Genomic DNA, 12,933 nt, shown 5'->3' with positions numbered 1-12,933 from the left:
ATACCTTGCCTCGTCGCTCGCGCGGGCAGGCTGACCTGGCAAGCCCTATTCCATCGATGGCAAAGCGCCGTTTTCGATTGCCGCCGCCAGTTCTTCGGCATCGACCGCGCCATCCTTGCTGGTGTCCAGCGCGTCGTAATCCTGCTGTGTCAGATCGGCATATTCGGTCTGCATTTCACTTAGCGAGTAGAGCCCGTCCTGATCGGTGTCCATCTCGTGGGCGAAGGCTGCGCCGGCGATGGCCAGCAGCCCGGCCGAGGCGAAGCCGATGATGCGTGTCGCGTTCATTGTCATGGTCTCCTGCAAGGTGATGATTTCGAGCGGATCGGGATCAGAAACCCGGCCGCGCGGATCCGTGGCCTTCCGGCCCGGATCGGTTCGACACGGGGGCGCGGACTGCAACGGGCTGCGGGCGGACAGCAGCCCAGAGGACCGGGGCGGACAGACCCAGCGAGATCAGGATGAAGATCATTGTCGTTTCCTCCTTTTGGCGTCGCGCCGCATAATCTATGAGGCGCTTGAAATGAAGACGCTGCTCGTCACGTCCGTTACATGAAGGCATCAGGCCGGACGGGCGGGCCGGGCCGCTTCGCCGTCGCCGTCACGCATGCGCCCGTCGTCCCAAGAGGCCGAGCGCGACGATCGCCACGGCCCCCAGGCCGAAAGCCCAAAGCATCCAGGTGGGCAGATAGAAGGTCATGTAGACCTCCCATCCCAGCTTGCCGATGGTCTTGGTCACCAGCGACGGCGTGCCGTTGAGCGATCCGCCCAGCGTGCCGGTGATGGTCACGACGGTTGCGCCGATCAGCGTCATCACGAATGTCACCCAACGCTGTGCACCCTCGAACAGATGACTGCGATAACGATAGCCAAGCACGCCCAGCACCGTCCAGTAGCTCAGCGTCCAGGTTGCCAGCATGATATGGTTGCGGCCCAGCGGCGACTGGGTGATGGCCGACCAGGGATAGATCGACAATCCCAGACCATAGGCCATGAACCCGGCCAGCGAGCCCAGCAGGATCAGCGGCCAGACCGATTTTTCCAGGCGCACCGCAAGCACGGAATCCGAAAACACCCGGAAGAAGACGAACAGCGCCGCCGTCAGCCAGAGCGCGATCGGGAAATGCACCACGAGGATGTGGTAGACCGGCGAAAGCGAAAATCCGGCCATCCCTTCGACCGCCGTTTCGACGCCGCCGCCGCCGCCATGCGCCCGCGCGGCGCCGGCGCCAAGCGCCAGCAGCGCGGTCGTGGCCAGCGCGGTTCGCAGCGTCGGCAGATATGGATGGGCAGGTGTCATGGTCCGTTCCCCGGGTTCGGATATGTGGTGATCCGCTTTGCAACGCAGGCTCATGCCGTCCCCTCCGGGCGACGGAACAGCAGGACCATGGCGACGCCGAATGCCACGATCAGCGACAGGCTGAGCCCCAGGGTCCAGAGCCATTGGCGGCGGATCTGCGGAGCAAATTCCATCTCGATCCCGTAAAGCGCAAGCTGGCGTTCGCTGTGCTGGTAGGCGGCCGGCACACGCGCCGCGATCCGGTCCGCACCGGGGTGCTGGCGCGGGTCGGTCAGGCGACCCCAGGTGACCTGGCCGGGATAATAGATCGGCACCTCGGTCCAGGGACCGGTGAAATCGGGCTGGCCCGGCGGGGACGGGCGTGCGGTGATCTGCGCCGGCTGGTCCAGCCCCAGCGAGACCGGCAACGAGACATAGTGCCAGCGCATCGTGGCCGAGTTGCGAAACACCGCGAAGGCCAGGTCATAGCTGCCGCCCTCGCGGAAGATCTTGTCTTCCAGCGGATCGCCGGTATCCATGGCGCGTTGCAGCGTCACGTCCCAGAACCCGTTGCGCCAGCGCGCCGCGGCCGGCATGGCGATGTCCGCGCGCGATCCCGTACCCGCCCGCAGCACCTGCGCCGGAAGGGTGTCGCCCTCTTGCCAGCCGGCGGCCGGATCGAAAGGCACCGCTGCGGCCTGCGACAGGAAATAGGCGGTGTCGAACCCGACCTCTCCGGCGGTCGCGGCATCGACGGTCAGCGGCGCGCCCGGATCGGTGTCGGGGTCGAACATGAAGCGCGGCGAGCCTGTCCTCTCGTCGAAGTTGGAAATGTAGGGCGCCATGCCTGCATCCGGTTCGCGCGCCGCGCCGACAGATGTATCATCGGCCTGCGCCAGCGGATTGGTGCGGGCGGACTGCCAATCCCACAGATCGAGGAAATAGCCCGCCTCGCGCAGTTGTTGCAGTTCACTGGCCGGGCGGATGCTGTCGAAATTGTTTGGCTCCGCGCGCGTTTCGGGCAGGTATTTGCTGCGCTCCTCCGCGGTCTCGGGCACGCCGGTGAAGCTGGTCAGCCCGTCGCCGACGGTGATATAGCCGCCATAGCGCGAGAACAGCGGCACCGATCCGTCATCGACCATCATTGCCACGCGGTCCTGCACCAGCCGGTCCGGGTCCGGCCCGACCTCGGACCCCTTGCGCAGAGACCAGCCACCGTTTTCAAGGACAAGCAGGTCGTTGATCAGGTTCGGATCGGGCGCCGGCCAGCGATATCGGAACCAGATCGTCTCGCCGTCATAGGCGACCTTGACCTGCAAGGTGCTGTTCAATTCGTCGGGAATGACGATGTTGCGTTCGGGATCGTCCCTGACGATGCCGGTGCCATGCGTCAGCCAGGCCGCGACCAGCAGGCCTGAAAAGATCGCCGTTGAGGCGACCAGATACGTCACTCGTGTTGCCATTCCATCGTCCCCCTCCGCGGGCGGGCTTGTGCGCTGCCGCGAATTCACGTCTGTTTCATGGTCGAAGGTCGGTCTGACCAGACGCTTGCCACCGCTTGATCGTCATCGTTCCTTCCTTGACCGCCGGATCGTCGCGCCGGCTTCAGGTAAGGACGCTTGGCCGCGCGATCCATTACTGATCCCGTTGATCCTGGGCGAATTCTGGCAGCCGCTTCGCGCGAAGACCGGCGGCACACGGCAGCCGCGTTTTTCTGGCCGGTCGATCCGGGGCCCGCAGCGGCAGGGGCTTCATGCCGCCTGCCAGTGCGCTGGTTTCCCCATCCGGGTCATGCGCGGGGCTGGAAATCACATCTAGGGATTGCGTCGGATCGGCGCAGGATCTGGTCCGGACCCTTCGGCCGACCGGCGCGATCCGGGAATCGTTGGCGCTACTCGGCCGCCATGTCGCGTTGTTGCATCCGGGGCGCGGCGTAGAGATAGTCCCGCGTGATCGGCACGGCGTCTACCTTGCGGGCAAGCTGCACCTGGAACACGACCTGCCTGTTGTGGCGGAAGGTCTGTTCGCATGCCGCAAGATAGTATCGCCACATGCGGCAGAACCGGTCGTCATAGAGGTCGCGAACACGGTCGATGTTTGACATGAAACGGTCGTGCCAATGGCGCAGGGTAAGGGCGTAGTGCATCCTCCAGACCTCGATGTCCTGAGACATCAGATCGGCCTTTTCCGCCGCTGCCATCATTTCCGACAATGCCGGGATATAGCCGCCCGGGAAGATGTATTTCTCGATCCAGGGTGAATTGGCGCCGGGGGGCAACGTGCGGCCGATGGTATGGATCAGGGCGATGCCATCGGGCAGCAGCTTGTCGTGAACGGTGCGAAAATACGCGCGGTAATGCGGGCTTCCGACATGTTCGAACATGCCGACAGAGACGACGCGGTCGAACCTGCCCTCGACCTCGCGATAATCCATCAGCTGAAACCTCGCCCGGTCGGACAACCCGGCGGCGCGGGCGCGTTCATTGGCAACGCGGTGCTGTTCTTCGCTGAGCGTGACGCCAAGCACCCGGGCGCCGTGATCACGCGCGAGGGTCAGCCCCAGGCCGCCCCAGCCGCACCCGATGTCCAGCACGTTCATGCCCGGCTCGATCAGCAGTTTTTTGGCGATATGCGCCTTTTTCTGCGCCTGCGCCTGCTCCAGCGTGTCCGTTTCCGAATGGAAATAGGCGCAACTGTACTGCTTGTCGGCGTCGAGAAAGAGATCGTAGAGTTCGCCCGACAGATCATAATGGTGCGCAACGCGTGCGCGCGCGCGTCTTGCCGGGTTATATTGACGGGTCACGCGCGCCAGATAACGCAATTTCCACAACATGCGATGAAGGGGATGCTTCCACGCATTCGCGCTGTTGAGAATGGCGAGCCGCAGAAATCCGTGAAGATCGTCGCCATCGATCGTGAAGGTGCCGTCCATGTAGCCTTCTCCGATCCCCAGATCCGGGTTCAGCATGATGCGGCGGGGCAAGCTTGGATCGTTTATCCGGACCGTCACCGGCTGGCCCGTGCCGTCCCCGTAACGGCTGGGTGATCCCGTGGGCGGGTGGACAATCAGGGTTCCCTGCCGCACCGCCTGTCTCAGCAACTGGTCAAGAAATGTCATCCACATCAGGATTTACCCATGCAGCAGCATATCCGGGGTCGGCGCCGTTATTCGAACGGTGCCGCCCGCTGAACGTTCTGTAAAGGCGGGATGTTCCCCGCATCCTGCCGAAAAGTCGCCCGGACTGCGGAACCTGAAAGCAGCCGGATGGTTGAACCCTCGGGTGCCTGCGCCGCGCGGGCCGGAATGTTGGACTGCCCGGAGGGCCCGCAGTGGCGTTTCCTGGATTTCTTGCAGAGCCGTGGTTCGTCCTGTCCTGGTATGGGTTCGGCATGGCCGCGGCGGCCTGGGCGCTTTACGACATGCTGGCCGTCAATACCGCGGTCAATCCGCCGCTCAAGGCCGCTTGGCCGATCATCTTCTTCTTCTTCTCGATCCTGGGCCTGGCGCTTTACTGGCTGACCTGCCGACCGTCGGGCATCGCCGAGATGGACGAGAAGGAAGCAGACGGTCCATCACGATTGTGTAAACAATACGTTCTACAAGACCAACGGCGCGCTGATCCACTGCGTCGGCGGCGACGGGCTGGGGATCATGACCGCCATGATCGTGCTGCGTCTGGTCGGCGTGACCTTCTGGCAGGAATTCTGGTTCGAATATGCCGTGGGCTTCGCGTTCGGCTGGCTGATCTTCCAGCTCTGGGCCTTCCTGCTGCAGGATAACGGTCTTGTCGCGGCGCTGTGGAAGGCATTCCGGGCCGAGTTCTTTTCCATGGCCTCGGTCATGATCGGCATGGGGGTGGTGATGTCGCAGGTCACGCCGCGGGTCGTTGGCGAGCAGCCGCCGCCCGAGACCTACGCCTTCTGGGGTTTTGCCAGCTTCGGTCTGCTGGCGGGCGCGCTGCTGACGGTGCCGGTAAACTACGTCCTCATCAGGGTTGGATGGAAACATGGGATGTCGTGAAACCCTTCGCGCCGGTCTCGCAGCCGGGCTTCTTCTTGCCGCCGCGCCGGCGCAGGCTCAGCAGGAGGCCGCGCCGCCGACCCGAGAGGTCGCGCTGCGCGACGGTGCCGCGACACAGTTGCAGACGGCCGTCGAAGACCTCGATACCGGCCGTCGGGCGCAGGCCGTTCCGGCGCTGGACGAAGCCTATCGTGTGCTTGAGGTTGCCAGCCAAGGCGCCGGCGGGACCGGCCCCTTTGCAGAGGCCGAGGCATCGGTCGCCAAAGCGCGCCGTCAGTTGCAGAACGGCCGCCCCGAAGACGCCGCGTCGCGCCTGCGCGATACCGCCGCCGCGCTGGCTGCCTCCCGGCCGTCGCCCCTGTCGCAGATGCCCGGGCAGCAGGACTACCGCGGCGCGATCCTCATCAATTCCGAAGGCCGGATGCTTGGCGAATTGCGCGGCACGGATTCGGCGGGGGCCGTTGTGGCGATGATCGGCGACTGGCAGGATACGCTGGGATTTCTCGACCTTGGGGGGCGTGCGGCCGATCTGCCGCAGGACCGGCTGGTGTTCGGAGAACCGAACGCATTGGGGACCGTCATGGTCGTGCTGGCGGATCCGGCCGAGCAGGACGGAGTGATCGAACGCTGGGGGCGATAGACTTTCGCGGTTCGGGCCGAAGCGGTCCGAAGCCCGTATCTTGGCAACATCGCCACCAAACAGCCGTTTTGCCGGATCCCTGAATCCGGGGCTTACGGCGGGCGCGGCGATGTGGCCGCCGGCCATCCGGGCAGTCGCGCGGTCCGGGCGTCCGGATCTGCGGGAATATCGCCATCCCGCACCATGATTCCCGATGCGAATATCACAGACTCCGAATTGAGAAACGCGCTTTGACCCGTAAGTAAAAAAATCGCGAAAATTCTTGCTTAAGGCGAGTTTTTGGCTAACACTATGACATGACTTGCTAAAATCGATTCCTGGACAACGCGGCCCTCACCGATCAAAAGGATTGACCAGCCATGACAATTTCGTCCGTCTCGGCCGCCAGAAAGATGGGCGGAAGCAGCGTCGATCATATCCATGACCAGATGGATTCCGATCCGCATTATCCGTTCAATCTGGTCAGCAGCTGGCTTCCCCATCCGTCCAGCAATTCGATGCGGCTGTTTCTGGATCAGGTGCTGAATACCGAACCGACCGAATATCAGCCCAGCGTGCAGGCCATGGACGACCTGCTCAGCGACAATCCGGTCCTCACCTATCTGATCGAAGATGCCTGCAAGCAGAACGGCAATATCCACGTGTCCGACCTGGCGGCGGCCGAAGCTGTCAATTTCCCGCGTATTGCCAGCAAGGATGAGCTTTTGCAGGCGTTCAACACCCTGCTGACCCAGACACCGCAATTCATCGACAACGAACTGGTCGGATTGCCGTTTTCCGCGCTTGTCGTGGGAATCGACCCGACCCAGAGCGGTATGACCCTGTTCCGCCTGCCGATGTTCAACGAAAAGATGTCGGATATCCTGAACGAATGGAACACATATCTGGGCAGTTCAGCCTCGAACTGGGTGTTCGGCACCGAAGGCGAACAATGGCTGTCATCGGCTGCGAAGAAATCCTATCAGTTCGAGGTATGGCAGAAGGACAGCGAAACCCTGCCCTATTGGACCAGCTGGAATTCCTTTTTTACCCGCCAGTTCAAGGACAAGGACGCCTCGCGTCCGGTCGCCGCCGCTGACAGCAACCGGATCGTCGTCAGCGCCAATGATGGCTCTCTGTTCCGATGGGACGAGAACATCGCAGCCCAGGATGTATTCTGGTTCAAGGACATGCTGTATTCGCTGTCCGACATCCTGTCGTCCGAGCTTCCCGATCAGCAAAAGATCATTGACGATCACAAGCTGATCGATCTTTTTACCGACGGGTCCATCTTTCAGACCTATCTGAACCCCTACAATTTTCATCGCTGGTGGTGCCCGGTGAACGGACAGGTCCTGTTTGATCCGCTGGCCGTTCCGGGATATTTCTTCAACAAGCTGGTGATCCCTGATTTCGCCGGCGCCACGACCGCTTCGCTGCCCTATCTGGCGCAGGTGAATGCCCGCGGAATCATGGTCATCAAGACCCCCGATTATGGCTATGTCTGCTGCATTCCGTTGGGAATGAGCGAGGTATCATCGATCGTGTTCGATGCGGCAATGACCGGGAATCCGCAGGTCAGCAAGGGCCAGGAAATGGGCAAATTCGAATATGGCGGATCTTCCTTTGCGCTGATCTTCCAGAAGATACCGGGCAAGCGGCTGATCTTTCAGAATGCCGCAGGAGACGTCTACCAGAAGCAGCCCGTCCTGCCCAAGGGCAGCGCCAGCACCGGCGGGAACATCACCCTGATCGGGTCGCAGATCGGGCAATGGCAGGATGTCGTCCATGATATCGCTGCCGATCTGCCATGGCAGAGCATCGGCTATGTCAATGAAGGCGACGCCTATGCGCTGAAATATGTCGGCAATCTGTGGACGGCAAATCCCGGTATCGACGATGGCAACCTTTATGACGCGAACGGGTCCAGCCTCACCGCGACCCAGCCTGCCTATGCGATGGTCGGGGCGCCGGAGGGTGCGCTGATCGGGCGGATCGGGACCAATCCGCCGTTCCTCGTCGGCGATGGCGCGATCACGCCCAAGGGTCAAACCGGTCTGCTGCAACTGGTCATCAACGACGACCTTGCCGGTAAATATGGCGCGGGACTGACCGACAACGAAGGCCAGGTCTCGGTCGCGGTCACTCCGGCCGGATAACGCCGCCCGTTGCCGTCCGACAACAAAGGCAAGCTCGCCCTGTCGATGGCCTGCGCTGGATCCGGCGCAACATCCTGAAGGCCGACCCGGCGGTGCAAGACTGCAGATTGTATCCGCAATCTGCGCAGAATGAACTGCACGTCTTCAAAGAAGGTTTCGCCGGCGGCAATATCCCGATGCTCGCGCAAGCGACGCTTCAGCAAACGAAGGCGGATCGCCCAGGACCGACCTCACTGCTGTCGGCTTGGGCGATGGACGGGTCGTGCCCTTGATCCGGGAAGTCGGTCTTGAGGTCCATCACTCTTTCTTGAAAGCCTTCAGCACGCTTCGAGTCGCCGTCACCAGCGGATCATGAATGTCCCTGAGGATCTGCACACGGTCGAAGCGATCGGGATCCTGCATGACTGCCTGTCGCAATGCCTGCCCAAAGGCCATGCGCAGTTCCGTTCCGATGTTGAACTTGCAGACCTTTGAGCCGCGGGCCAGTGCCCGCCGCTGCGTCACCGGCACGCCGGAGCCGCCGTGAATGACCAGCGGCACATCTGTCCTGGCCTCGATCGCGCGGATCCGGGCTTCGTCGAGACCGCCCTCCTTGTTTCGCTGCAGGTGAACGTTGCCGACGGAAATGGCCATGGCATCGACGTTGGTCGCCCGTGCGAATTCCGCCGCCTCGGTCGGATCCGTGCCGGCAGAGGCGTCGCCGTCAGCATATCCGACAAAACCGATTTCGCCCTCGCAGGACACGCCCGCCGCGTGGGCCATCTCGACGATGGTCGCGGTCTCATCGATGTTTCTGGCAAGCGGCATGCGCGAGCCGTCGTACATGACCGAAGTGAACCCCGCATCGATGGCCATGCGGCATTCGTCGCTGCTGTAGCCGTGATCGAGATGCGCAACCACCGGGATGGAGGCATGTTCGGCCAGGTGCCGGAACATGGCGCCCAGCACGGGCAGCGGCGTATGCTCGCGGCAGGACGGACCGGCCTGCAGGATCACCGGCACCCCCTCGGCCTCGGCAGCGGCCACATAGGCGCGCATGTCCTCCCAGCCGAGGGTGACAAGCCCGGCCACGGCGTATCCGTCCCGCAGCGCGGGCTGCAGCACCTGCGAAAGTGTCGCCAGAGTCATTTGAACTTGGCCACCATGTCCATGATCCCCGGTATCGTGTGCAATTGTTCGGCATGGGTCGGCTGGAAATACTGTTTCAGGCTTCGCTGGCTCAGCCCGCCGAGGATGGTGAAATAATACATCTCGTAGCCCGGCAGCACGGCGCAGGGGTGATAGCCCTTGTCGATCAGGATCGTCGAGCCGTTCATGATGTGATAGGCATCGCCCGGCACGTTGTCCTCGCGCTGAAGCATCTGCATGCCCGAGCCGTAATCGGGCCGGAAGCGGAAATTGTAGGTCTCGTCGTGCCGGGTCTCGACGATTTTCCCGTCCTCGTCCACGCGATCGGAATCGTGCTTGTGGCTGGGAAAGCCCGACCAGCCGCCTTGCCCGACGGTATACAGTTCCGATACCAGAAGGCGGCCCACCCTGCCGTGCTGCCTGGAGCCGAGGATGTGCTTGATCTTGCGGTGGGTCTTGGTCTCGTCCGAGCCGTATTGCACGAGGTCGAGTTCGGCCTCGCGAACATCAAACGGCTCGAGCACCCTGTCGAACTTCGCCCCGGCGATGAATATTTCGGCCGTGTCGCTGACGCAGGTCAGCCGGGTCCGCGCGCCGACCGGAACATAGACGCCCTCGGGCTCGCCGTCCCAGACATCGACGCCGCGACGGCCAAGCCGCTCGAATATCGCGCCCTCGACATCCAGATCGACCGTGCCGGTCGCGGGCACGACGCAGGTCTCGTAGCCCGGAACGGCATAGTCGAAACCTTCACCCTTTTTCAGCTTGACGATGTTGAAGTAGTTCAGCGGCACGAGGTCGTGGTCGACATCGACGATCGGGGTGTTGGCATTGTCATGGGGGGCGATATGCATCTGCCTCTCCTTTCAGGTGTTGCTGGGGCCGGGATGCGCGGCGAGAAAATCGTCAAGCTCGGCCGCGGTGGGCATGGCAGGGGCACAGCCGGGTCGGCTGACCACGATCGAGGCGCAGGCCGAGCCGCGCAGGACAGCCTCCTCGAGCGGTCGCCCCCCGGCAAGTGCGGCCAGCAGTCCCGCGAGGAAGCTGTCCCCCGCGCCGTTGGGCTTGACAGCTGTGACGGGGTAGATTCCGGAACGGATCTCTCTGCCCTCGGCGAAGGTGATCGCGCCCTTGTGGCCCATCTTGTAGATCACCGTCTTGCCCGCCGCAGCGAATTCGCGGGCCTTGTCCAGTCCCTTGTCCAGTCCGCCGGCCATGAAGCCGAATTCCTCGTCATTGCCGACGATCAGGTCGCTTTCCTCGCCTGCACGGATCAGCACCATCGAGGCGACCTGCGGCGAAGGCCAGCTATAGGCGCGGTAGTCGATATCGAAGATCACCGGCAGGCCCGCCTCGCGGGCTTTCTCGAAGGCCCGGAAGGTCGAGGACCGCGAGGGCTCGGCCGCGAAGACGGTGCCTGCGGTGACAAGCGCGCCGAAGGCGGCGTAGTCGACCCGGTCCACGTCTGCTTCCGTGACCTGAAAATCGACCGCGTTGTTGCGGTAGATGCAAAGCTGGAAATCCTCCATCGTGCTTTCGTACACGGCAAGAGAAACGCGATGCTCGCCGCCCAGAACCTTCACATACCGGGTGTCAACGCCGTAGCCGCGCAGCTTGTTTGTGCAGAAGCGGCCCACGGTGTCGTCGCTGACCGAGGTGACCAGCGCCGATTGCATTCCCAGCTTGCAAAGTCCCGCGCAGATATTGGCCGATGAGCCGCCAAGATCGGCACGGAAGGTTTCGGCATGCTCGGCCTTGGTGCCGGGTGGCTCGGCGAACATGTCCATGCCGGCGCGTCCCAGCACGACGAAGCGGCCTTTGCGAATACCGTCGATCAGACGGTCCATCACACGCCCCGCCGCTGCTTGGCGCGGGTGGTTTCCCATTCTTCATGGGCGGCACGGACCTTCTCGCTGTCGCTGACATGCGGGGTGCCGACCTCCCACCAGGCGTGACCTTCGGTGGTCCACCCCTCGTAGGGGTCCACTTCCATGACGATCACGCAGGTCTTGTCCGATGCCTTGGCGCGCTTGAAGGCCTCGGCCAGCTCGGTGGGGTTGGCGACCTTCTGGGCGGCGGCGCCCATCGAGGCCGCATGGGCCGCAAAGTCCACGCCGAAGGGCTGCGGGATTGTCGGGCAATGTTCCAGAAGATTGTTGAAGCTTTCGTTCCCGGTATTGTTCTGCAGCTTGTTGATGACCGCGAAGCCGCCGTTGTCGAGCACCAGCACGATCAGTTTCTTCTGGCTGAGCACCGAGGAATAGATGTCGGAATTCAGCAACAGGTATGACCCATCGCCGCAGAAGGTGATGGTGTCGCGGTCTGGTTCCTGCTCGGCCTGGGCGATGCGCGCACCCCAGGCGCCCGCGATTTCGTAACCCATGCAGGAAAAACCGAACTCGACATCCACCGTGCCGGTCTCGAGGGTGCGCCAGTTCGCGGTCACTTCGGCCGGCAGCCCGCCGGCGGCGGCCACCACCCGGTCTCGCGGATCGCAATGGGCATTCACGACGCCGATGGCCTGGGCATAGGAGTTGGGCCGGTTGCCGGGTTTGACGTTCTCGGCAACGTAGGCGTCCCATTTTTTCCGTTCGTCCTGCGCGAAGCGCACCCAGCCTTCGGGGGCGGTGTAATCGAGTGTCTCGGCAAGGGCGTCGAGCGCCAGCCTGGCATCGCCGACCACCGGCAGGGACATGTGCTTGCTTGCGTCGTGGCGGGCGGCGTTGACCGAAACGATCTTCGCGTCCTTGGCAAAGGCGGTCCAGGAGGCGGTTGTAAAGTCCTGAAGCCGCGTGCCGACGGCAAGGATCACGTCCGCTGCCTCGGCCACCGCGTTGGCGCTGGTCGATCCGGTCACGCCGATCGGTCCGATATTGAGCGGATGCGCGGCCACCAGATTGGCGCGCCCGGCGATGGTCTCGACCACGGGGATCCGGTGCGCCTGGGCAAACGCGGTCAGTTCGGCCACGGCGCGGGAATATTGCACCCCGCCACCGGCGATGATCATCGGCCGTTCGGCCCCCTTCAGCGCCGCGACGGCATCGGCGATTTCGGCGACGTCGGGTGCCTGGCGGCGGATTCGGTGCACCTTCCTGTCGAAGAACCTGGCCGGATAATCATAGGTCCAGCCCTGCACGTCCTGCGGCAATCCGATAAAGGCCGGTCCGCAATCGGCGGGATCCAGCATGGTCGCAAGGGCCGCGGGCAGCGACTGGATGACCTGCGCGGGATGGCAGATGCGGTCCCAGTAGCGGCTGACCGACTTGAAGGCGTCGTTTACCCCGAAGGTCGGGTCGTTGAAATTCTCCATCTGCTGAAGCACCGGATCGGGCAGGCGGGTGATGAAGGTATCCCCGCAGAGCATCAGGATCGGCAGCCGGTTGGCATGGGCAAGCCCTGCCGCGGTCAAGAGGTTGGCCGTGCCCGGCCCGGCCGAGGCGGTGCAGAACATGAAGCGTTGGCGAAGCCATTGCTTGGCATAACCCGCGGCGGCAAAGCCCATCCCCTGTTCGTTCTGTCCGCGATACAGCGGCAACTGGTCATGGACGCGGTTCAGGGCTTCGCCCAGGCAGGTGACGTTTCCATGCCCGAAGATGCCGAAGCCGCCGCCGCAGACGCGCATTTCCCGTCCGTCGATCTCGATGAACTGGTTGGACAGCCAGCGGATGATCGCCTGGGCCGTGGTCAGCCGGATGGTGTCGTTGGACGCGGTCATCTCTGCGCGAAC

The 12,933-nt window shown here is 63.2% G+C and carries 11 protein-coding genes; 3 read left to right on the top strand and 8 right to left on the bottom strand.

Annotated features, from left to right (window positions below; genetic code table 11):
• Positions 1 to 45 precede the first annotated feature (45 nt).
• The 4 genes from B4A72_RS15380 to B4A72_RS15365 form a co-directional block, all read right to left on the bottom strand.
• Complete coding sequence (locus B4A72_RS15380) at positions 46 to 288, bottom strand: hypothetical protein (protein ID WP_292956101.1); 243 nt, start codon at positions 286 to 288, stop codon at positions 46 to 48.
• Positions 289 to 601: 313 nt separating this feature from the next.
• Complete coding sequence (locus B4A72_RS15375) at positions 602 to 1,300, bottom strand: hypothetical protein (RefSeq protein ID WP_292956104.1); 699 nt, start codon at positions 1,298 to 1,300, stop codon at positions 602 to 604.
• 50 nt (positions 1,301 to 1,350) lie between these two features.
• Complete coding sequence (locus B4A72_RS15370; protein WP_292979052.1) at positions 1,351 to 2,742, bottom strand: ethylbenzene dehydrogenase-related protein; 1,392 nt, start codon at positions 2,740 to 2,742, stop codon at positions 1,351 to 1,353.
• A gap of 428 nt (positions 2,743 to 3,170) precedes the next feature.
• Complete coding sequence (locus B4A72_RS15365; protein WP_292956110.1) at positions 3,171 to 4,403, bottom strand: SAM-dependent methyltransferase; 1,233 nt, start codon at positions 4,401 to 4,403, stop codon at positions 3,171 to 3,173.
• 492 nt (positions 4,404 to 4,895) lie between these two features.
• Here B4A72_RS15365 and B4A72_RS15360 point away from each other — a divergent pair, with 492 nt between their 5' ends.
• From B4A72_RS15360 to B4A72_RS15350, 3 genes are all read left to right on the top strand, one after another.
• On the top strand, positions 4,896 to 5,300 hold the full coding sequence (locus B4A72_RS15360) for a DUF4396 domain-containing protein (RefSeq protein ID WP_348670601.1): 405 nt from the start codon (positions 4,896 to 4,898) through the stop codon (positions 5,298 to 5,300).
• Positions 5,287 to 5,940 (top strand): hypothetical protein, encoded by a 654-nt coding sequence (locus B4A72_RS15355; protein WP_292979050.1) that lies wholly within the window; start codon positions 5,287 to 5,289, stop codon positions 5,938 to 5,940. Before B4A72_RS15360 ends, B4A72_RS15355 begins: the two co-directional genes overlap by 14 nt.
• 359 nt (positions 5,941 to 6,299) lie before the next feature.
• Positions 6,300 to 8,078 carry a phosphatidylserine decarboxylase family protein gene (locus B4A72_RS15350; RefSeq protein WP_292956116.1) on the top strand — a complete coding sequence of 593 codons (1,779 nt, stop codon included), beginning with the start codon at positions 6,300 to 6,302 and terminating at the stop codon, positions 8,076 to 8,078.
• Between the two features lie 297 nt (positions 8,079 to 8,375).
• On the opposite strand, the gene B4A72_RS15345 is transcribed toward B4A72_RS15350, so the two are convergent.
• The 4 genes from B4A72_RS15345 to iolD are packed head-to-tail and all read right to left on the bottom strand — an operon-like array spanning position 8,376 to position 12,921.
• Entirely contained in the window at positions 8,376 to 9,206 is an 831-nt protein-coding gene (locus B4A72_RS15345; protein ID WP_292956119.1) for a class II fructose-bisphosphate aldolase, read from the bottom strand.
• Positions 9,203 to 10,060 carry a 5-deoxy-glucuronate isomerase gene (locus B4A72_RS15340; RefSeq protein ID WP_292979048.1) on the bottom strand — a complete coding sequence of 286 codons (858 nt, stop codon included), beginning with the start codon at positions 10,058 to 10,060 and terminating at the stop codon, positions 9,203 to 9,205. Before B4A72_RS15340 ends, B4A72_RS15345 begins: the two co-directional genes overlap by 4 nt.
• A 12-nt stretch (positions 10,061 to 10,072) precedes the next feature.
• A complete protein-coding gene (iolC, locus tag B4A72_RS15335; protein ID WP_292956125.1) occupies positions 10,073 to 11,053 on the bottom strand; it encodes a 5-dehydro-2-deoxygluconokinase in 981 nt (326 codons plus the stop codon).
• Positions 11,053 to 12,921 (bottom strand): 3D-(3,5/4)-trihydroxycyclohexane-1,2-dione acylhydrolase (decyclizing), encoded by a 1,869-nt coding sequence (iolD, locus tag B4A72_RS15330; protein WP_292979046.1) that lies wholly within the window; start codon positions 12,919 to 12,921, stop codon positions 11,053 to 11,055. The genes iolC and iolD overlap by 1 nt, the downstream gene beginning before the upstream one ends.
• Positions 12,922 to 12,933 lie beyond the last annotated feature (12 nt).

It is taken from the genome of Paracoccus sp. UBA5162 (genome assembly GCF_002413585.1).
GTDB lineage: Bacteria > Pseudomonadota > Alphaproteobacteria > Rhodobacterales > Rhodobacteraceae > Paracoccus.
The sequence above is the reverse complement of the archived record's forward strand: the minus strand, read 5'-3'. Positions and strand labels throughout refer to the sequence as shown.